The 20809-nt window shown below is 69.1% G+C and carries 13 protein-coding genes; 8 read left to right on the top strand and 5 right to left on the bottom strand.

Going from position 1 to position 20809, the window contains the following annotated elements; all coding sequences use genetic code 11:
* Positions 1-114: 114 nt before the first annotated feature.
* The 4 genes from E8A74_RS39645 to E8A74_RS39630 all read right to left on the bottom strand — a co-directional run bounded on the left by E8A74_RS39645 (position 115) and on the right by E8A74_RS39630 (position 4093).
* Entirely contained in the window at positions 115-2148 is a 2034-nt protein-coding gene (locus tag E8A74_RS39645) for a DUF4215 domain-containing protein (RefSeq protein ID WP_211365560.1), read from the bottom strand.
* Between the two features lie 80 nt (positions 2149-2228).
* Positions 2229-3170 carry a DODA-type extradiol aromatic ring-opening family dioxygenase gene (locus E8A74_RS39640; protein WP_136934312.1) on the bottom strand — a complete coding sequence of 314 codons (942 nt, stop codon included), beginning with the start codon at positions 3168-3170 and terminating at the stop codon, positions 2229-2231.
* Between the two features lie 113 nt (positions 3171-3283).
* Entirely contained in the window at positions 3284-3499 is a 216-nt protein-coding gene (locus tag E8A74_RS39635; protein ID WP_136934311.1) for a hypothetical protein, read from the bottom strand.
* Positions 3500-3628: 129 nt separating this feature from the next.
* The gene (locus tag E8A74_RS39630) at positions 3629-4093 is read right to left on the bottom strand and encodes a hypothetical protein (RefSeq protein WP_136934310.1); all 465 of its coding nucleotides are present in this window, start codon (positions 4091-4093) and stop codon (positions 3629-3631) included.
* Between the two features lie 248 nt (positions 4094-4341).
* Between E8A74_RS39630 and E8A74_RS39625 the strand changes: the two genes are divergently transcribed.
* The 8 genes from E8A74_RS39625 to E8A74_RS39590 all read left to right on the top strand — a co-directional run bounded on the left by E8A74_RS39625 (position 4342) and on the right by E8A74_RS39590 (position 19940).
* The gene (locus E8A74_RS39625) at positions 4342-4788 is read left to right on the top strand and encodes an acyl-CoA thioesterase (protein WP_136934309.1); all 447 of its coding nucleotides are present in this window, start codon (positions 4342-4344) and stop codon (positions 4786-4788) included.
* 89 nt (positions 4789-4877) lie between these two features.
* A complete protein-coding gene (locus tag E8A74_RS39620; protein ID WP_170229717.1) occupies positions 4878-6467 on the top strand; it encodes an ABC transporter substrate-binding protein/permease in 1590 nt (529 codons plus the stop codon).
* An 11-nt stretch (positions 6468-6478) separates the two neighbouring features.
* On the top strand, positions 6479-7171 hold the full coding sequence (locus E8A74_RS39615) for an amino acid ABC transporter ATP-binding protein (protein WP_136934307.1): 693 nt from the start codon (positions 6479-6481) through the stop codon (positions 7169-7171).
* A 55-nt stretch (positions 7172-7226) separates the two neighbouring features.
* Positions 7227-12716: a trifunctional serine/threonine-protein kinase/ATP-binding protein/sensor histidine kinase gene (locus tag E8A74_RS39610; protein WP_136934306.1), complete on the top strand. Its 5490-nt coding sequence runs from the start codon at positions 7227-7229 to the stop codon at positions 12714-12716.
* A gap of 119 nt (positions 12717-12835) precedes the next feature.
* Positions 12836-15004: an FAD-dependent oxidoreductase gene (locus E8A74_RS39605; RefSeq protein ID WP_136934305.1), complete on the top strand. Its 2169-nt coding sequence runs from the start codon at positions 12836-12838 to the stop codon at positions 15002-15004.
* Positions 15001-15999 (top strand): hypothetical protein, encoded by a 999-nt coding sequence (locus tag E8A74_RS39600; protein ID WP_136934304.1) that lies wholly within the window; start codon positions 15001-15003, stop codon positions 15997-15999. Before E8A74_RS39605 ends, E8A74_RS39600 begins: the two co-directional genes overlap by 4 nt.
* Before the next feature lie 17 nt (positions 16000-16016).
* Entirely contained in the window at positions 16017-17042 is a 1026-nt protein-coding gene (locus E8A74_RS39595) for a polyprenyl synthetase family protein (RefSeq protein ID WP_136934303.1), read from the top strand.
* Positions 17043-17084: 42 nt separating this feature from the next.
* Positions 17085-19940, top strand: coding sequence for an acetoacetate decarboxylase family protein (locus E8A74_RS39590; protein WP_136934302.1), 2856 nt, complete (start codon positions 17085-17087; stop codon positions 19938-19940).
* A 22-nt stretch (positions 19941-19962) separates the two neighbouring features.
* Here the strand turns inward: E8A74_RS39590 and E8A74_RS39585 are convergent, their stop codons facing one another.
* Positions 19963-20727, bottom strand: coding sequence for an SDR family NAD(P)-dependent oxidoreductase (locus E8A74_RS39585; protein ID WP_136934301.1), 765 nt, complete (start codon positions 20725-20727; stop codon positions 19963-19965).
* Positions 20728-20809: the final 82 nt, after the last annotated feature.

The raw sequence follows: 20809 nt of genomic DNA, 5'->3' as shown, positions 1-20809 counted from the left end.
GTCAACAGACCACGTTCGCTCGGTAGCTGCCAAGCCCAATCTTGGCCACCTGTCGTGCAGTGCAGTTACGCACGGATGCCCGTGACAATCCCCCCGAGGGTGGTGGTGTCCGCCTCACTTGAGGATGACGCGGCCCATCGCGAAGCGGAAGAAACTCGAATATGCGGCCGCGTCGAGGCAGGTGGAGACGTTCACCGCCGTGTTGTTCTTGTCGGTGCAGCTCGCCACGACCTTCTGCGCATTCACGGTCAGCTTGTAGGGCGCGCCGGCGCCGCCGACGGGCGCGGCCGGATCGGCCTCATCCGGCTGCGTCGCGTTGATGGCTACAATCGGGAACCCAAAGGGGCTGATCGAACAGCCGGACGTGATCACGTCGAGGAGCGAATTCGCGGCGCTGTAGCCCTGTGTGCACGCGAGCTGGCCGCCGGGGAGGAACTCCGACGGAATGGGGGCCTGCGCGAGCGACCTCGCGCTGATGTTGCCGCAGAGCAGACCGGAGAACGTCGCGTCTTTTTGCCCCACGCTCGCGAAGCTCTGCAACGCGGGGTTCAGGTGCTCGGAGGCGAGGTGGCCGGGGGGCGTTCCATTCGAGACGAGCGGCACCGAGCCCGCGTTGACGGAGACGCGGAACTTGGCGCTCGATAGGCGGAGGAGCGTCGCGTTGCCCGGGAAGAAATTGAGGGGGAGGCTCATCGAGCCCGGCCCCGCCTGCAAAACGCCGCCGGTGATGTTGCCTGCGAGTTTGTCGAGCGGGTTCCGGGACGCGTCGAGCGTCGCCGTGTTCGTGTTGTACCACCAATCGAGATCGCTCGATCCGTTGTAGGCCGCGCCCGCCACGGGCGTGCCGCGCACGACGCCGACCTCGACCGAGGGATCGTCGACACCGACGAGGCTCGCGAGGCCGAACATCTTGGCGAGGAAGCCCGTCGTCCCGGCGCTGATGCCCTGATCGATGTTGATCTGGAGCTGATTTCCGGCCACGCCCGCCGTGATTGCTTGGCCGAGCTGGTTCACCGTCCCGCAGAAGGTGTCGGTGCCGAACTGCATGACGAGGTAGTTCGATCGCAGATCCTGCTCAAACTTGCAGGACCCGTCGCAGCCGTCGAGGTTGACCTGGTTGCCGTCGTCGCAGTCCTCGCCGACTTCCCGGATGGCATTGCCGCACATGGCCGAGGGGACGGTCTTGCACATCGCGTCGCAGAGGGGGGTGCTCGGCGGTTCGCATTGCTCGCCCATCGTGGGGTCGACGCAGCCGTCGCCGCACGTAGACGCCTTGCACACGCCGGAGGCGCAGACGCCCGAGGCGCACGCCGTGCAATCGAGGACCTGCACGCCCGGCATGCATTTCTGCCCGACGTTCGCGCCGCTCATCACGGTCGTGCACGACTCGACGCCGTTGCACGTCTCGGCGTCGGGGCAGGAGTCCGGCCCCTTGGTGCACGAGAACGTGCAGTTCGCCTCGCAGCCCGCATTGGGGCCGTTCGCCGCGCCGAAATCGCATTGCTCCCCGTTCTGCACGACGCCGTCGCCGCAGACGGCGGCCGCGCAGACGCCGTCCTTGCAGATCGCGTTCGGGCCACACGAGGTGCCGTTCTGCGCGGGATCGGCGAGGGTGACGCAGGTATGGTTCGCGATGCACGCGCTTTGCTGGCAAGGCGGCGCCGCGGGGCAATCGGTTGCGGGGTTGACGCACGAAAACGTGCAATCCTGATCGCAGCCGTCCCCGTCGACGAGGTTGCCGTCGTCGCACTGCTCCGGGGGCTTTACGACGCCATCGACGACGCACGCAGGCGCGCCGCCCGCGCCGCCCATGCCCCCTGCCCCACCGGCGCCGCCCATGCCACCGGCGCCGCCCATGCCACCAGCGCCGCCCACGCCGCCCATTCCACCGGTGCCGCCCACGCCGCCCATTCCTCCGGCGCCGCCGCCCCCCATGCCTCCGCCACCGCCAAGACCGCCGTCGCCCCCGGTACCGCCGAGGCCGCCGTCGCCCCCGGTGCCGCCGAAGCCGCCGGAGCCCCCGGTGCCGCCGAAGCCGCCGGAGCCCGAACCGGAGCTCGAGCTCGTGCTCGTGTTTGGACTGGAGCCGTCGCTGCAACCGACGAGGAGGAGACCACCAAGAGAAATGCCGACGAAGAGACGCTTCATGAGAGGCATCCTACGCGGATACCTCCGCACGAGGCGGAAAAAAAGGAACCGCCCGCCGCCCGCCGCCCGCGCCTTTCGCCTCAGCCGAAGTGATACGCCGACAAACGTTTCCCCCACACCGCGCCATTGTACGCCGTCGTGCCCCGATCGGCGCCCGCCGCGCCGGCGATGACCATCAGCGGCAAGAGGTGCTCCTCCCGCGGGTGCGCGAGGCGCGCGGACGGCGCGCTCGACCACGCGGCGAGTCGCGCATCTCGCTCCTCCGCGGCGAGCGCCATCGTCTCGCGGAGCCAAGCGTCGAACGCCTCCGAGACCTCGCCGGCGCCCGGATCCCGGAAGCCCCGCATGTTGTGGTACGTCATGCCGCTGCCGAGGAGGAACACGCCCTCATCCCGCAGCGGCGCGAGCGCGCGGCCCATCGCGAGGTGCTCGGCCGGGTCGAGGCCGAGCTTGAGCGAGAGCTGGATCGTCGGCACGTCCGCGCCCGGATACGTGAGCATGAGCGGCACGAACGTGCCGTGATCGAAGCCGCGCTTCGCGTTCTCCGCCGTCGCAAACCCCGCCGCGCCGAGGAGCTCACGCACGCGCGCCGCGAGCGCCGGGGCGCCGGGCGCGGGCCATTGCAGCGTGTACGACGCGGGCGGGAAGCCGTAATAATCGTAAAACATGGGCGGCCGCTCGGCCGTCATCACCGTCGGCACCGGCTCCTCCCAGTGCGCCGAGATCACGAGCAACGCCTTCGGCGGCGCCGCCGGCAGCGCGCGGATCGAGCGCAGGTACCCCGCGAGCTCGTCGTGCTCCGCCTTGCCCATCCCGACGTCGACGAACGGCCACGGCCCCCCGCCGTGCGGCAGGAACACAACGGGCAAACGCCCCGCCGCCGAAGGCTTCCGGGGCTCGTCCGCCGAAGGCTCGGCGGCGCCGCCCAAGGCGCCCGGGAGCGCCGCGATCGTCGCCGCTCCGGCGATACCCGCGACGATCGCCTGGCGGCGCGTGAGGCCTTCTTCTCGTTCGTGGCTCATCGACTCTTCTCCTCGCGTGGGACCGAGGAAGGATGCACGTCCGCCCTCGTTCGCACCAGAGCACGCGGGAGAGACACACTGTTCTCCTGCGGGCACCAATCAAAGCGGGAGCGCTACGTTTTCTCGACGATCTCGGCCCCGAGCCACCCGAGCGCGGTGGTGAGGGGCGTCGTCCGATGGCGCTCCCGATGCCACGAAAACAAGAGGACGAGGGCCTTCCCAGAGACCTCGCCGCTCTTGTCGACCGCGCGGATGAGCGAGCGCACCCGCTCCACCTCGTCCTCCGGGCAGCGGACGGTCAAACCATCGATTTGGACGAGCACGTGCAATGTTCCACTCCGAGCCAATGCCAGCGGAGCACGACGAGGACCATCGGCGCCGCACGCGGCGCAGGGGCCGGGGGGCTCACGTGGCGCTCGTCGCGCGCCTTTCAACGGTGGAAACCGCAGCCGTTGGGCTCAGGTCGAGCCCCGCGACGGGCGCGGCGGGGCTCGGGCAGGATGCGGCGTGCGGCGCTCGAGAAACCCGCCCGCCTCTGCCCGGCGATGCGAAAGCGCTTGGGCGCGATCCTCCGCGAGGAGGCGCTCGCCTTCGATGCGGGTGGACGCCCATGGCAGCGCGCCGGTGGGAGGGTCGATCGCGGGGGCGTTCGCTTCCGAGGCGCGGGAGCGGGTCGACAGGGACGATTGCGAAGGGTGATCTCCCCGCTCGTGCACCGCGCCCGGCGGCGGATGTCGATGCAGCCCGCTCGAGGCCAGAGGCGAGGCCTCGAAGCGACGCCCGCCCGACGACACGAATTGCGCCGCCTGCGGCACGGCCCCGCGCCCGCCGTGCATCCCTCGCGTGAGGACCGCGGCAAAGCAGCCTCCCTCGACGCCGAAAAAGACGCCGAGGAGCACGAGGACCGAAAGCACGGTGACCACGACGCCCGCGCGCGTTCTCCCCCGCCGCCTCGCGCGGCCGGCATCCACGATGCCCGAGGGAAGAGAAGGGGCGCAAATCATTGGACCTCACAGGTTCTAACGGCGGGCCGCGCCCGAACTCAAGGACAAAGCGCGCGACGCTGAGGTTTTTCTGCGGGAACGCTTCGAAGGCTTCGATGGAGGCCGCGGCACGCTTGCCCCCGCGCCTCCGCTTCCGCCTCCGCGCCCGTTTCGTGTATGGGTTCGCCATGAGCGAACCGGCCTCGCGCGACGGCTACCCGCACTTCCTGGTCATTCCGACGCGGTGGATGGACAACGACATCTACGGCCACGTCAACAACGTCGTTTATTACTCGTATTTCGACACCGTCATCAATCGCTGGCTCATCGGCGAAGGCGGGCTCGACATCGAGCGGGGCGACGTGATCGGCGTGGCCGCGGAGTCGCATTGCCGGTACCTGCGCGGCGTATCGTTCCCGACGGACATCGACGCGGGGCTCCGCGTGGGCAAGCTCGGCCGCTCCAGCGTGCGGTACGAGATCGGGCTCTTCCCGCGCGGCGAGGCGCTCGTGGCCGCGGAGGGTTATTTCGTCCACGTCTTCGTGGATCGGGCAAACCGCAAGCCGACGCCGATCCCCGATCGGATCCGCGCCGCGCTCGAGCGGCTCGTCGTGCCCCCGAGCGCGGTCGGATGACCTCCAAAGGTCTTGCGTTCGTCCCGCCCGTCCCGCATCCTTCGCGCTCGTTCGGGATCCTTCCCGGTAGGAGGTGCTCGAAGAAAACGATGCGCAAGCGTCGCCTCGCGGTCACGCTTCTCCTTTTGCTCCCGCTGCTCGCGCTCGTAGCCCCCGGAAGGGCGCTCGCCGAGGAGCCCGCGACTGCGCCCGCGACGGCGAGGAACTCCATCGCCGAGGCGCGCGCCCGCGGAGAGCTCCGCTGGGGGAACGATTCACAAGGCGGCGCACCGTACGTCTTCCAGGATCCGATGGATCCAAACCACCTCATCGGCTTCGAGGTGGATTTCGCCGCCGCGCTCGCGAAGAAGCTCGGCGTGCGCGCGAGGCCCGTGCAAGGAGCGTGGGACGGGCTGCTCGCGCTGCTCGATCGCGGCGATTTCGACCTGGTCATCAACGGCATCGAGGTCGCCGAGGAGAAGAAGCGCGTCGCCGATCTATCGCGCCCTTATTACGTCGCCGCCATGCGGCTCACCGTGCGCAAGGGCGACGCGGGCGCGCCGCGTACGCTCGGCGCGCTCCGCGGGCGCAAGGTCGGCACCTTGCCCGGCTCGCTCGCCGCGCGGCTCTCGGAGCGCGAAGGCGCCGAGGTGAAGACGTACGACGGCGGGCAAAACGACATCTACGACGACCTGCGCATCGGGCGCACCGACGCGGTGCTGCTCGACGATCCGATCACGCTTTATTACGGGGCGATCGATCCCGCGCTGGAGGTCGTCGACGGCTCGTTTGGCGAGGTCTCGTATGCGGTGGGCGTCCCGAAGGGGGATGCCGAGACGCTCGCCGCGGTGAATGGGGCGATCGAGGCGCTCGCGAAGGAGGGCACGCTCGCCGCGCTGTATGCGCGCTGGGGCCTCTGGAACGAGCCTACGGAACGATTGCTCGGCGGGCCGAAGCCCCCGTCCACGGCCGTCGCCGAGGCGCACGACGCGTGGCGCGCCGCCGTCGGAAAACCCCTGCCCTTCTGGTCGCGCGTGACGGACCGGTACCCGGCCACGCTCGGCCTGTTCGCGCGGGGCGCGCTGCTCTCGCTCGTGGTCTCGCTGCTCGCGATGACCGTGGCCGTCACGCTCGGCATGGCGCTCGCGCTCGCGCGGGTCTACGGGCCGAAGCCGCTCCAGTGGCTCGCCGTGGGCTACATCGAGATCTTCCGCGGCACGCCGCTGCTCGTGCAGCTCACGATGGTGTACTTCGGCCTGCCCGAGCTCGGCGTGACGCTCTCGCCCTTCGTCGCGGGCGTGATCGCGCTCGGACTGAACTACGCCGCGGCCGAGGCGGAGAACTACCGGGCGGGGCTCGGGAGCGTGCCGGCGGGGCAGATGGACGCGGCGCGGACGCTCGGCCTTTCAAAGCTCGCGTCGCTCCGCCACGTCGCGCTGCCGCAGGCGATCCGCGTGGCCTTGCCGCCGACGACGAACGACTTCATCGCGCTGCTCAAGGACAGCTCGCTCATCTCGGTCGTCACGTTGACCGAGCTCACGAAGACGTACACGAGCCTCGCCAGCGCCATGCGGGATCACCTGGGCCTCGGCCTCGTGGTGGCGCTGTTTTACCTTGGCTTGAGCCTCCCGTTCGCGCGCCTGTCGCGCAGCGTGGAGGAGCGGCTCGGATCGAAGGTCCGGCGGCCGGCTTCTGCTTAAAGGAGGGAACGATGTCGATCTGCGTCACCGATCTGGTCAAGCGACATCCCGGCGCCGCGGCGCCCGCGCTCGCGGGGCTCTGCATGAAGGTGCCGACGGGCAAGATCGCCAGCGTCCTCGGCCGCAGCGGCGCTGGAAAGACCACGCTGCTGCGCTGCTTGTCGGGGCTCGATCCGTTCGACGACGGGACGATCGACGTCGGCGGCGTGACGTTCGGCGCGGGCGCGAAGCACGGCTCCTTCGGCGGGAGAATCGGGCTCGTCTTCCAGACGTTCGAGCTCTTCCCGCACCTCTCGGTGCTCGACAACTGCACGCTGGCGCCACGCGTCGTGCGCGGCGAGGCGCGATCCCGCGCGGAGGCGCGGGTCAAGGAGCTACTCGCGGAGCTCGGCATCGAGGACAAGGCGAAGGCGTACCCGGAGGCACTCTCCGGCGGGCAGAAGCAACGCGTGGCGATCGCCCGCGCCCTCGCCATGGAGCCTTCGGTGCTGCTCTACGACGAGCCCACGAGCGCGCTCGATCCGGCGCTGAAGCATGAGGTCGGTCGGACGCTGCGGCGCGTGGCCGGCACGGGCGTCACGCAGATCGTCGTGACGCACGATCTGCCCGTGGCGCGCGAGGCCTCGGATCTCGTCTTCGTGCTCGACAAAGGGCGCGTGGCGGCCTTCGGCCCGCCGGCCGAGGTGATCGCCGAAGCCGCGTGAAGCGACCGGATCCTTGACAAGGGGAGGCACCTCGTCTCCCCTCGTTTTGGGATCCATGAGTCTCTTTCCCGGCTACGAGATCACGACGAAGCTGCACGAGACCACGCGGACGCTCGTGTACCGGGGCCGCCGCGCGCACGACGGGCTGCCCGTGGTGCTGAAGGTGCTGCGCCTCGACCGGCCGAGGCCCGAGGAGCTCGCGCGATTCCGCCGTGAATACGAGATCACGAGCGGCCTCAAGCTCGACGGCGTCATTCGCACGCACGAACTCCTGCGCCACGACGGCCGCCTCGCGATCGTGCTCGAGGACTTCGGGGCCGAGCCCCTCAGCGCGTTCCGGGGCCGCGCGCGGCTGCCGATCGAGGAGCTCTTGCCGATCATGGCCGAGCTCGCCCGCATCCTCGGCGAGGTCCACGGGCGCAACATCATCCACAAGGACGTGAACCCGTCCAACATCGTCATCCACCCCGAGACCCGCGAGATCAAGCTCATCGACTTCGGCATCGCGACGGCGCTCTCGCGCGAGAGCGCGCCGATGCGGGATCTCAACGTGCTCGAAGGCACGCTGCGTTACGTGTCCCCGGAGCAGACCGGCCGTACGAACCGCGCCGTCGATCACCGCGCGGATCTCTATTCGCTCGGCATCACGTTCTATGAGCTCCTCACGGGCCACGTGCCGTTCGAGTCCTCCGACGTGGTGGAGCTCGTGCACCAGCACATCGCGCGCGAGCCCGTGCCCCCGCACGAGCGCGCCCCGCAGATCCCCGCCGCCGTCTCCGACATCACGCGCAAGCTGCTCGCGAAGTCCCCGGAGGATCGATACCAGACGGCCTTCGGGCTCGCGGCCGATCTCGAAGCGTGCGTCGCGGCGCTCGAAGAGGGCCGCCCGATCGAGCGGTTCCCCCTCGGCCGGCGCGATGTGCCGGACAAACTCCAGATCCCGCAGAAGCTCTATGGCCGCGAGGCGGAGATCGGAAAGCTGCTCTCCACGTTCGACCGCGTGAGCGAGGGCAAAGCCGAGATCGTCCTCGTCGCCGGCTACTCGGGCGTCGGCAAGAGCGCCCTCGTCAACGAGGTGCACGAGCCCATCCTCGCCAAGCGCGGCTACTTCGTCTCCGGCAAGTTCGATCAGCTCAACCGCGACGTCCCCTACAGCTCGCTGATCCAGGCCTTCCGCGACCTCGTCCGGCAGTTCCTCACCGAGAGCGAGGGACACCTCGTGCTCTGGCAGAAGCGGCTCTCGGCCGCGCTTGGTCCGAACGGACAGGTGATCCTCGACGTCCTCCCCGAGGTCGAGCTCATCGTCGGCGCCCAGCCGCCGATCTCGCCGCTGCCTGCGAACGAAGCGCAGAACCGCTTCCATTTCGTATTCCAGAGCTTCGTCCGCGCCCTGACGGCCGGCGGGCATCCGCTCGTCATTTTCCTCGACGATCTGCAGTGGGCCGACGCGCCGTCCCTGAAGCTCCTGCACCTGCTCGTGACCGATCCCGACATGAAGCACCTGCTCGTGATCGGCGCGTACCGCGACAACGAGGTCGGCTCCGGGCATCCGCTGCGATTGACGCTGGAGGCGCTGGAGAAGGCCGGCGCGCCCGTGACCGAGCTCTCGCTCTCGCCGCTCTCGATCGAGCACGTCGAGCAGCTCGTCGACGACGCGGTGCGCAGCGGCGAGGGCACGCTGCCGCTCGCGGAGATCGCGCTCGAAAAGACGGGCGGAAACCCCTTCTTCCTCGGCCAATTTTTGCGTTCGCTCGCCGACGAGCGCCTGCTCCGCTTCGATCCGTCGGCCGCGCAGTGGCGGTGGGATCTCGGCGAAATCCGGCGCCGCGACATGACCGACAACGTGGTCGAGCTCATGGCGGCGAAGATCCAGCGGCTCCCCGAGCGGGCCCAGCGCGTGCTCGAGCTCGCGGCCTGCATCGGCGCGCGCTTCGAGCTCGCGACGCTCGCGAAGGTGCACGATCACCCGCTGATCGAGACGGCGACGGGGCTCTGGGACGCGCTGCGCGAGGGGCTCGTCGTGCCGATCGGCGACGCCTACCAGCTCGCCGAGCCCGCGGTGCTGGAGAGCACGGACGGGATCCCCGACGCGCACTACAAGTTCCTGCACGACCGCGTGCAGCAGGCCGCCTACTCGCTCATCGAGAAGCACCGGCGCGCCGACATCCACCTGCAGATCGGCCGCCTCCTGCTCGAACGCACGCCGCCCGAGAAGCTCGACGAGCGCCTCTTCGACGTCATCAGCCAGCTCGATCAAGGCAGCGAGCGCATCGAGAGCCCCGAGGAGCGCGCCGAGGTCGCGCGGCTGAACCTCATCGCCGGGAAGAAGGCCAAAGCTTCGGCCGCGTACGAACCCGCGCTGCATTACCTCGACGTCGGCATCCGCCTCTTGCCGCCGGGGAGTTTTTCGGAGCGGTACGAGCTCACGTTCGAGCTCTACATCGAGGCCACGGGCGCCGCGTACTTGAACGGCGACTTCGAGCGCGCGCAGCGCCTCTCGCAGGGCGCCCTGGAGCACGCGCGGACGGCGCTCGACAAGGTGCGGATCCACGAGCTGCGGATGCTCTTCCACACCGCGCGTATCGAGTTCGACGCGACGATCCGCGTAGGCCTCCAGGCGCTCGAGCTGCTCGGCGCGCCGCTGCCCGAGGACATCGACACGAACGGCATGCTCGCGCGGTACGCCGAGACGGCGGCGCTCATCGGCGACAGGCCTGTGGAGTCGCTCGCGGATCTGCCCGACATGGCGGATCCGACCCAGGTCGCGCGGCTCCGGCTGCTCGTGACGCTCACGGCCCCGGTCTACATCGGCAAGCCCATGCTCTTCGTGCCCATCGTCTGCGAGATGGTCAAGCTCTGCGTCGAGCACGGGCACTCGCCGCTCTCGCCGTTCGCCTTCGCCGAGTACGGCGTCGTGCGCAGCGCCTTCGGGGATCCGGACGCCGGCAACGTCTACGGCGACCTCGCGATCCGCCTCATGAATCGCTTCGACGCGCGGGCCCTCAAGGCGAAGGTCTACACGCTCGTCGGCAGCTTCATCAAGATCTGGAAGGAGCACCTGCGTGTCTCCTTCGACTTCCTGCGCGAGGCCGTCACGACGGGCCTCGACGTCGGGGATCACGAGTTCGTCGGGTACTCGGCGGCCATCCACGCCGCGGCGATCTTTTACGCGGGCGAGCCGCTCGACGTCGTGGTCGCGGACGTGGCCCAGCACATCGACGTGCTTTCGCGCGTCAAGCAGGAGCACGGCCTCTCCTTCGCGCGCATCGTCCGGCAGACCGTGCTGAACCTCATGGGCAAGTCGAAGGATCCGGTCCTGCTCGTGGGCGAGAGCCTCGACGAGCGGACGGCGATCCCGCACTTCCTCGAGGTGAAGAGCGAGAACGCGCTCGGCCTCCTGCACATCTCGAAGTGCATGCTCGCGTATCTCTTCGGGGACACGGCGCTCGCGATCGAGGCCGCCGACGCGGCGAAGCCCTACCTGAACGCGCTCACGGGGCACATGACGGCAGGGCAGCTCCCGCTCTACCACTCGCTCGCGCTCCTGCGGGCCGCGCGCGTGGCGACGCCCGAGAAGCGCGCGGGGCTCTTCGCCCAGGTGGACGAGAACCAGGCCCTCGTGAAGCGCTGGGCCGATCAGGCGCCGGCGAACTACCTGCACAAGCACGAGCTCGTCGAGGCGGTGCGCGCGCGGCTGCTCGACCGCGCGGCCGAGGCGATGGACCTCTTCGAGCGGGCGATCAAGGGCGCCGCGAAGCACGGGTTCGTGCAGGAGGAGGCGCTCGCCTACGAGCTCGCGGCGGAGCATTACCTGGAGCTCGGGCGCACGAAGATCGCCGCGACGTACATGGGCGAGGCGCGCTACGGCTACGTGCGCTGGGGCGCGTCGGCCAAGGTCGCGTCGCTGAACAAGGAGCACGCGGAGCTGCTCGGATCGGCGGCCCCCCCGCCGCCGAGCACCGCGCAAGGCCCCGCCACGGTGAACCTCGGCGTCGAGTCCACGACCGGCAGCGGCGGCGAGTCGATCGATCTCGCGACCGTGATGAAGGCCGCCCGCGCGATCTCCGGCGAGATCGTCCTCGAACGGCTGAGCTCCACGCTCATGCGGATCCTCCTGGAGAACGCAGGCGCGCAGCGCGGCTTTTTGATCCTGGAGCGCGAGGGCCAGCACGTCGTCGCCGTCGAGCACACGATCGATCAGGCCGACGTCATCACGCACGACGCGACGCCGCTCGATCAGGAGAAGCGCCTCTCGGCTGCGATCGTGAAGTACGTGAGCCGCACGCGCGAGAGCGTCGTGCTCCGTGACGCGGCGCGTGAAGGCCGCTTCACCGCCGATCCGTACATCGCGTCGGCGCGGCCGAAGTCCGTGCTCTGCGCGCCGCTCCTCGATCGCGGCGCCGTGACGGCCATCATCTACCTCGAAAACAACCTCATCGCGGGCGCCTTCACGGCGTCGAGGCTCGACGTCCTGCGCCTCCTGCTCTCGCAAGCTGCGCTCTCGCTCCACAACGCGCGCCTCTTCGCCGACCTCGAAAAGACCTCCACGCGCCTGCGGGCCTCGAACGATCTGCTCGAAGAGTACAGCCGCACGCTGGAGCAGAAGGTCGACGAGCGGACGCGGGAGCTCTCCGTGAAGAACGCCGAGCTCGGATCGACGCTCGAACAGCTCCGCGACACGCAGCAGCAGCTCGTGATGCAGGAGAAGCTCGCGAGCCTCGGCGCGCTGACGGCCGGCATCGCGCACGAGATGAAGAACCCGTTGAACTTCATCATCAACTTCGCCGAGCTCTCCTCCGGGCTCGTCACGGAGCTCGACGAGGGGCTCACGCAGCTCGACGGCGCGTCGGAGCCGGTCGCGCTCGAGGAGATCCAGGAGACGCTCTCCCTCTTGCGCCAGAACGTCGCGAAGATCGGCGAGCACGGCGTGCGCGCGAACCACATCGTGAACGGGATGCTCCTGCATTCGCGCGCGGGAGGCGGAAAACACGAGCCGGCGGATCTGAACGCCGCCCTCGCCGAGGGGCTCGATCTCGCCTACCACGGCTATCGCGGCAAGCTGCCGGGGTTCCACCTGAAGATCGAGAACGACTGCGATGCCTCGATCGGCCTCGTGGAGATCGCGGTCCAGGACATGGTCCGCGTATTCATCAACGTGATCAACAACGCCTGCTACGCAATGCAGGAGAAGCAACGAACGGCCGGCCCCGGCTTCGCGCCGACGCTCGGGATCCGCACGCGCAGCGACGGCAGCCTGGTCGAGGTGCGCATCCGGGACAACGGGACGGGCATCCAGGACGAGATCCTCGGAAAAGTCTTCAATCCGTTCTTCACGACGAAACCGCCCGGCGAGGGCACCGGGCTCGGGCTCTCGATCTGCTACGACACCGTGGTCCAGGGGCACCGCGGTTCGATGCAGGTGCACACCGCGCAGGGAGAGTACACCGAGTTCGTCATAACGCTGCCCAAACGCCAGAAGCAGCCGGGCGGCGCCGCCGGGCCCGCGTCTTCAAGCGGCGTGGACTCACGAAAAACCATAAGCTGACGCTAGGGAAGGTTCCGCGGACGGCCCGCGAGCAAGTCAAAAAAACGTAGTGGGATCACCCATCTCGTGCCGTTCGTCCTTGAAGAAGGAAGAGACCTGCTGCATTGTCCATAACGGACATGCACGTTCCCGGACGCCCCATTCGGGTGGCAATCATCGGAGGCGGGTGCGCATCGATGGCGGCCGCCTTCGAGCTGACACGGCCCGAGCATCGCGGCCTCTACGACGTCACGGTCTACCAGATGGGCTTCCGGCTCGGCGGCAAAGGCGCCTCGGGCCGCGGGCCCTCGGGCCGCATCGAGGAGCACGGGCTGCACCTCTGGATGGGGTTTTACGAGAATGCGTTCCGCCTGATGCGCTCGTGTTATGCCGAGCTCGGGCGGAATCCGCGCGCCTGCCCCATCGCGACGTTCGAGGACGCGTTCGCGCCCGCGCCCGTCGTCGGCGTGACCGATCGCCTGCCGAGCGGCGCCTGGGAGCCCTGGGTCGCCCATTTCCCGCCTGGCAAGGGCATGCCCGGCGATCCGCTGGAGGAGCGCAACCCCTTCAGCGTCGCGGGATACCTGGAGAAGGCGCTCGCGCTCGTCCCTGAGCTCTTGCGTTCGGCGAATGCGGGGCGCCCTGCGCCTGGCTGGCCCGCCTCCGAAGGCGCGCGCCGCGCCGGGGCGTCGCCGGGCGACGTGCTCGGGATGATCGAGCGGATCCTGCGGTACGGGCAGCTCGCCACGACGGCGGCGGTGTTCGAGGCCGTGGACCTCCTGCGCACGGCGCTGCAATCGCTGTTCGCCCTGTCGCCGCGGGACAGCGTGCAGGCGACGCTCCTGCGGCTCCTCGACGCGATCGGCGTGGTCGTGCGGCGGGAGCTCGACGCGATCGTCGGCGGGGACATGGGGCTGCGGCGCGTGTGGGAGGTCGTCGAGCTCATCCTCTGCATCGTGCGGGGCTCGCTCCGGTACGGGCTCGCGTTCCACCCGGATGGGTTCGACGCGATCAACGAGTACGAATGGACGGATTGGCTGCGCCGAAATGGCGCGTCCGAGCGCTCGCTCGACTCCGGGTTCATCCGCGCGCTCTACGATCTCGCGTTCGCGTACGAGGAGGGCGACGTGCGGCGCCCGGCCCTCGCGGCGGGCGTCGCGCTTCGCGGCGCGCTCCGGATGTTTTTCACGTACCGCGGATCGCTGTTTTTCCGCATGCAGGCCGGCATGGGCGACATCGTGTTCGCCCCGATGTACGAGGTCTTGAAGCAGCGGGGCGCGCGTTTCGAGTTTTTCCACCGCCTGCGCAACGTGAAACTCGCGCCGCCCGAGGCAGGGCCCGCGCACGTCACGGCGCTCGAATTCGACGTACAGGCCGAGATCGTGGGCGGCGGCGAGTACGCGCCGCTCGTCGACGTCAAGGGGCTGCCCTGCTGGCCCGCGAAGGCCGACCCCCGGCAGCTCGTGGACGGCGAGCGCCTGGAGCGCGAGGGCTGGGCCTTCGAATCGCACTGGGAGACGCGCCGCGCGCGTGAAAAGACGGTCCGCGTGGGCGACGATTTCGATTTCGTCGTGCTCGGCGTGAGCATCGGCGCCATTCCGCACGTCGCCCCCGAGCTCGTCGAGCGGGCGCCGTCGTGGCGCGCGATGGTACAGAACGTGAAAAGCGTCGCGACGCAGGCGTTCCAGGTGTGGCTCCGGGCGGACGCGCGGGAGCTCGGCTGGTACCGCCCCGGGCCGGTGAACCTGTCGGGGTTCGTCGAGCCGTTCGATACATGGGCGGACATGACACACCTCGAACGCGTGGAGAGCTTCGAGGAGCCGGTCCGGTCCATCGCGTATTTTTGCAGCGTCTTGCCGGACGTCGCGCCCGAGGGCCCGGATCTGCCGGGCATCGCGCGCGCCTACGTGCGCGACAACATCGTGCGTTTCCTCGATTGGGACGTGGGCTGGCTCTGGCCCGCGGCCGTCCGCAGGCCGGGCGAATTCCGCTGGGATCTGCTCGTCGACCCCGAGGAGGCGCGCTCCGGCGCGCCGCGGAGCACGGGCCCGGCGCGGTTCGACTCGCAGTTCTGGACCGCCAACGTGAATCCTTCGGATCGGTACGTCCTCTCGATGCCCGGGAGCATCAAGTACCGCATCTCGCCGCTCGACATGACCTTCGACAACCTGACCATCGCCGGCGATTGGACGCGCTCCGGGCTCGATACGGGCTGCGTCGAGTCGGCCGTGATGTCGGGGCTGCTCGCCGCGCACGCCATCAGCCATCACCCTCCCCTCGACGAAATCATCGGATACGATCACCCATGAGCCAATGGAATCCGCATGATCGCCCTCCCCCCCACGACGCGCCCGTGCACGACCGCCTGCGGCGGGATCCTCCCGCGCGCACGCAGCCCATTCGGGACATGCCCTTGATCTTCCGCTCCCCGCCAGAGCGCCGCCCCGAACCCAGCCCCGCGCCGAATGGTTTTTCGACGCCGAACGGCCGCCCTTCGCTCGAAACGGGCGTGTCCACGGCGTATCGCGTGTACGACGAATACATGCGCCGCGGCAGGGACGCGGCGCGTGGATTCGGCGGCTCGTGGAACGAGGTCGGGCCGCTCTCGTATGGCGACATGGCGCGCAGGGCGATGCGGTACTGGTCGGACGCCCTTGGCATGATGTTCGATTTCGCCGGCCCCATGGGCTTCATGCCCCAGGGACGCGCGCCGCAATCGCCCTATGCACCGCCCTACGGCGGATACGATCCGCGCGCGGCCTATGCATCACAAAGCCGATACGAGCCGCCTCCGCCGTATGGAAGGCCCGAGCCCCCGCCCCCGTACGGCCGCTACGAGCCGCCGCCGCGCGAGCGTTACGAGCCTCCGCCGCAAGGCGCGTATGCGCCGCCGCCGCGCGAGCGCTACGAGCCGCCGCCGTTCGAGGGGCCCCGCGCCCCGCCGTGGACCAGCCGTGGGCCGGGTCCCGCGGCCCCCGCGCCCCCTCCGCGCCCGCCGCTCGAGCCTTCGGCGCGGGAACCGGGCATTGCATTGCGCTTCGACGTGCACCTCGGCCGCGCCGCCGAGGTGCGCCTCCACCTCGGGCCCGGCGCCGCCGGAAAACCCCTCGTCGCCCCGGCGCTCGCCGCGCTCGACGTCGAGGGCGCGCCGCCGCTCGAAGGGGTCCGCTTGTCGAATGACGGCGCCATCGGGATCACGCTGCAAATCCCGCCCGAGCAGCCTGCCGGCACGTACAGCGGCGTGGTGATCGACGAGGCGAGCCGCTCCCCCGTCGGTCGCGTGACCGTCACCTTGAAGGCCTGACGAAGGCCGAGGACGCCATGCTCGCCGAGATCGTCCCCGCCGTCTTGCAAGAATACGGTGCGGCCGCGCGCTCGCGGCTCTTTCAATACATCCCGGCGCGCGAGCCGAGGCGCTGGCTCTACGACCTCGTGGCGGAGTATCCGCAGCGCGGCGGCCGTGGCTTCCGGCCGAGCCTCTGCATCGCCACGGCCCGCGCCTTTGGCTGCCCGCCCGAGGACGCCCTCGACACGGCCGCGTCCATCGAGCTCTTGCACAACGCCATGCTCGTCCACGACGACATCGAGGACGAGAGCGAGCGCCGCCGGGGCAAACCCACGCTGCACACGACGCACGGCGTCCCCATCGCCATCAACGTCGGCGACATGCTCGGGCTCCTGGGCCTCCGCCCGCTGCTCGTGAATTTTCGGACCCTCGGCCCGCGCCTCGCGCTGCGTATCCTCGAAGAGACCGAGCGAATGGCCTCGGAGTCGGCCGAAGGGCAGGCCATGGAGCTCGGCTGGCGCCACGAGAACTCGACGAGCGTACGCGAATCCGATTACCTCGAAATGGTCCTCAAGAAGACGTGCTGGCTCGGGATGATCCACCCGATCCGCGTCGGCGCGATGATCGCCACGTTCGACTCGGTCGATCCCGACTCGTTCATCCGGTTCGGCTTTTTCCTCGGCGCGGCCTTCCAGATCCAGGACGATCTCTTGAACCTGACCGGCGACGAGAACGATTACGGCAAGGAGCTCGGCGGCGACATCCACGAGGGCAAACGCACGATGATGCTGATCCGCCTCTTCGAGGCGGGGACGGCGGAGGAGCGCGCGCGCCTCGGCCGCCTGCTCGCGCTCCCGCGCGCCGAGCGCACCCGCGAGGAGATCACCTGGGTGCGCGAGCGGATGGACCATTACGGGTGCATCGCGTACGCGCGTGAGGTCGCGCAGGGGCTCGCCGGCGCGGCCTCGCACGAGTTTTCCCTCCTGTTCGGCGCGCTGCCGGACTCCAAGGACAAACGGTTCCTCGAGGCCCTCCCCCGCTGGGTCATCGAGCGGGCTTGACGAGCGGGCGCGGCAATACGACAACGTCGTCGGAGTCGAACCATGGCAAAACCGCCCTTCAACGTGGCACGGGGCCTGTATCCCGCGATGCAGCTCATCCCTCCTTTTTCATTCAAGGGGGTGACGATGCGGGTCTTCCCGCTCCTCGCCGACATGGAGCGGGTGCAGCGGTTCGTCGACCAGTACCTCAACCACATCGCCCCGGACAAGGTCGGCCAGTTCCGGGTGTTCCTGCCGTACGTGTACCTCCAGCTCGTGCATTACGGCAAGATGTCGATCGACGCCGCGAACCTCGGCTGGATCGCGCAGCACGAGGTCAATTTCACGATCCCGCTCGCGTGGTACGAGGAGCAAGGGTCGAACCTCGTCTTCAAGGACTGGATCTACCTCACGCCGTACATCTTCGTGAACAACCCGCTCTCGATGACGACGGGGCGCGAGGTCTACGGGTGGCCGAAATCCCCCGGGTATCTCGTGCCGACCCTGAGCGGGTGGGTCGACGATCCCATGGCCCCGCGGCTCCTCGCCAAGGTCGCCGCGCAGCTCTTTCCGCGGACGTACGCGGGCGAGAAGCTCGAAGAGCGCGCGCTCCTCGAATTCGTGCAGGCGCCGCCGCTCACGCCGTTCGAGTGCCCCCCGGACCTCACGCAAGCGTTTTACCCCTGGGCCGCGGCGCAGAACGTGGTGAACAGCGCGAGCCGCTGGATGTCGAGTTGCCTCGACATCCTCTACGGAATGGGGATCCTGCACAAGCAGCCCGGCGCGACGCCCGCGAATGCCGTAAAAATGGCCCAGCAGCTCGCGCAGCTCATCGTCGGGCTCTACACCTCGAACCCCTCCTGGACTGCGCTCAACCTCAAGCAGTTCCCGAGCGCCACGAAGCCACACCTCGCCGATTACCAGGGGTTCGTCACGACGAAGCTCCTCATCGACGGCATGAACCAGGTCGGCTTCTTCGGCAACAGCCACCTCCTGCTCGGCGACATCACGGGCGGATATCGCGTCCACATCCACGGGTATTCGGATTTCCCCCTCGTCGACACGCTCGGGCTCCAGGTCTCGGGCGCGCCCTCACGCGGCCCGCACGGCGAGCCGGTGGACGTGCTCGAGCCCGTGTTCCCGTTCTGGCTCGATTTCGACGTGAAATACCCCTGGGGCGAGGTGCTCGCGTGGCGCACGCCCTTCTCGGGCGGCTGGAAGAGCGACGGCTGGGTGCCCGATTCGCTCACGGCGCCGGACCCGGAGCCCATCCCGCTCTTCAACACCGCGCGAGGCGTCCCGGTCGACCCCATCCCGGGGCCCTTTTATTTCCCGGACGCGACGCTCCGCGTGCTCCCGATGCTCGCCGACCGGGGAAAACTCCAGGCCTTCTGCGACGCTTACCTCAACGGGATGCTCCAGGGCACCGGGTATCAAATCGACGCCTGGGGCACACACGTGTACATGATGGTGTCGAGCGTCGACGAGGTCGGATCCGAGACGAACAACGTGGGCGTCTGGACGGACCGCGACATCGAGATCCTCCTGCCGGTGCTCTGGTATTTCAACGGCGAGCTGCGCGGCGGGGCGATGATCCCGATCTTCTCCTACGCGAATCGCGCCACGGCCGCGATCTCGGCCTCCGAGGTGAGCGGCATTCCCACCTTGCCCGCCACCCTCGCGAGCCCGCCCGATCGATGGATGGACCACGCCGGGCCCTCGCCGAAGACGCCGCAGCCCCTGCTCACGGTCGTGGCCGAGGTGCTCCCCGCGGTCGGGTATGGCCAGAAGGCCGAGCAGCAGCCGGTCATCGAAATCATCCAGGGCGCAACGACGCCGCCCGCCCCGACGAACTCGTTCCTCCTGAACGAGAACCTCCCGCACCTCCTGCAGAAGGAACACAAGCGGAAGGTGTCGACGGCGAACGAGCTGCGCACGGAGCTCGAAATGGCGCGCGCCCTCGCGCTCGGGCCCCTCGTGATGAGGGCTTCGCTCGACATCCTCACCTTGAAACAATTCCGCGACGCCCAGGATCCGATCGCCGCCTGCTACCAGAGCGTCGTCCTCATCGAGCGCGTGCTCGAGAACGTGTTCGAGCTCGACGAGTTCGAGCGGCCCCTGGAGATCCGGCTGCACGAATATCCGAGCCAGCCCATCGTGAAGACGCTGGGGCTCTCCTGGAAGGCCGTGGACGTGAGCGGCCCGGCCGAGGTGTACGTCATCGAGCCCGTGCGGCCCTTCTGGGCCCGCGTCGCGATGCGGCAGCACCTCGGCCGAAACCTCGCGATGCGCGCGGGCTGCACGCAGTGGATCATCCCGCCCCAGGAACAACTGCTCGCGTCCCTCCTCGAATCGCCGAGCCTCGGCATGGAAATGCTCGCCGACGTGGACGCCGGGGTGCCGCGGCAAATCGGGCCGCGCGCGCGGGACATCGCCACCTCGATGGGGGAGGCCCTGTCGCAGCCGAACCGCGCGCAGGTGCTCGCGACGATCGATCCCCAGATGGTCGTCGAGACGATCCTGAGCGGAGAATGGGAGGACCAGGGGCCGACGCGCTGGGAACGAGGCAAGGCCGAGATCGTCCAGACCCTCGACGCGATTCGCGCCGAGGCCGGGGCCGACGAAGCGGCGGCGCGCGCCGGGGAGCTCACCTCCCTCACCGTCGAAGTGGATCGGCGTATCCCCAAGGAGAGCCGGCTCCGCCCGTACGCGGAGGCGGCGCTCCAGCAGCTCGCGACCGCTGCGGCCACGGCCGGCGGCTCGGCGAAGGCGTTCGCGCCGGAGGCAAAGGTCGCCTTCTTCGCGCCGGACCCCTCGGCGTCCTTCGGGGCGACGCCCGAGGATTACGCGAAGGCGCTCGACGGGGTGATCCTGATCCTCGCGAAGGCCTGGCAGAAGGCCGATTTCGTGGAGCCCTGACGAAGGCGGGGCGCGCCGGCGCTCAAAGGGCGCCGAACGCCCCGTCGGCCGCGAACGTGGAGCCGCTGCAGAACGAGGACTCGTCGCTGCCGAGGAAAAGCACGAGGTCGGCGATCTCCTCGTTCGTGCCATAACGACCGAGGGGGATCATGCTCGTGAACTTGTCCTTCACGGAGTTCGGCGCGTCCGGGGCCGCCAATCGCTCGATCGAGCGCATCATGCGGTTGTCGACGGCGGCGGGGTGAATCGAGTTGACGCGCACGCCGACGGGCGCGAGCTCGAGCGCGGCCGAGCGCATGAGGCCGGTCACCGCGTGTTTGCTCATCGCATACGCGCTGAGCCCGGCCATCCCCGAGAGCCCGAGGATCGACGAGTTCACGATGATGCTGCCCTTGCCCTGCTTCACCATCGGCGGGGCGCTGTGCTTCAGCGTGAAGAACGTCCCGCGCACGTTCACCCGATAGACCTCGTCGAGCTCCTCCGCCGTGACGTCGGTGATCGGCTTGACCACGCCCTCGACGCCGGCATTGGCGAAGACGATGTCGAGCCGCCCGAATGCGTCGAGGCACGCCGCGACCGCGCGCGCCACGTCCGCCTCCTCGGTGACGTCGCCGGTCGCCATGGCGACGGACGCGCCGTATTGCGCCACGGCGTCGCGCAGCGGCGCTTCCTGGCGAGCGAACGCGAAGACCCGCGCTCCCTCCCGTACGAACTTGTCGATCGTTGCTCTGCCAATCCCGCCCGTGGCGCCCGTGACGAGCGCCACCTTGCCCTCGATTCGACCCATGGGGACGACCTCCTCCGTTTGCGGATCCACCCGGAAAAACCGCGTTTGCCCGAGTCTATGCCCATCCGCCTCGCTTTGGAAA

It is taken from the genome of Polyangium fumosum (assembly GCF_005144585.1).
Lineage (GTDB): Bacteria > Myxococcota_A > Polyangia > Polyangiales > Polyangiaceae > Polyangium > Polyangium fumosum.
This window is presented reverse-complemented; position numbering and strand designations above follow the sequence as displayed.

Excerpts from the sequence above, each read along its gene's own strand:
- E8A74_RS39645 (WP_211365560.1), bottom strand. The coding sequence starts at position 2,148 with ATGAAGCGTCTCTTCGTCGGCATTTCTCTTGGTGGTCTCCTCCTCGTC.
- E8A74_RS39640 (WP_136934312.1), bottom strand. The coding sequence starts at position 3,170 with ATGAGCCACGAACGAGAAGAAGGCCTCACGCGCCGCCAGGCGATCGTC.
- E8A74_RS39625 (WP_136934309.1), top strand. The coding sequence starts at position 4,342 with ATGAGCGAACCGGCCTCGCGCGACGGCTACCCGCACTTCCTGGTCATT.
- E8A74_RS39620 (WP_170229717.1), top strand. The coding sequence starts at position 4,878 with ATGCGCAAGCGTCGCCTCGCGGTCACGCTTCTCCTTTTGCTCCCGCTG.
- E8A74_RS39615 (WP_136934307.1), top strand. The coding sequence starts at position 6,479 with ATGTCGATCTGCGTCACCGATCTGGTCAAGCGACATCCCGGCGCCGCG.
- E8A74_RS39610 (WP_136934306.1), top strand. The coding sequence starts at position 7,227 with ATGAGTCTCTTTCCCGGCTACGAGATCACGACGAAGCTGCACGAGACC.
- E8A74_RS39605 (WP_136934305.1), top strand. The coding sequence starts at position 12,836 with ATGCACGTTCCCGGACGCCCCATTCGGGTGGCAATCATCGGAGGCGGG.
- E8A74_RS39600 (WP_136934304.1), top strand. The coding sequence starts at position 15,001 with ATGAGCCAATGGAATCCGCATGATCGCCCTCCCCCCCACGACGCGCCC.
- E8A74_RS39595 (WP_136934303.1), top strand. The coding sequence starts at position 16,017 with ATGCTCGCCGAGATCGTCCCCGCCGTCTTGCAAGAATACGGTGCGGCC.
- E8A74_RS39590 (WP_136934302.1), top strand. The coding sequence starts at position 17,085 with ATGGCAAAACCGCCCTTCAACGTGGCACGGGGCCTGTATCCCGCGATG.
- E8A74_RS39585 (WP_136934301.1), bottom strand. The coding sequence starts at position 20,727 with ATGGGTCGAATCGAGGGCAAGGTGGCGCTCGTCACGGGCGCCACGGGC.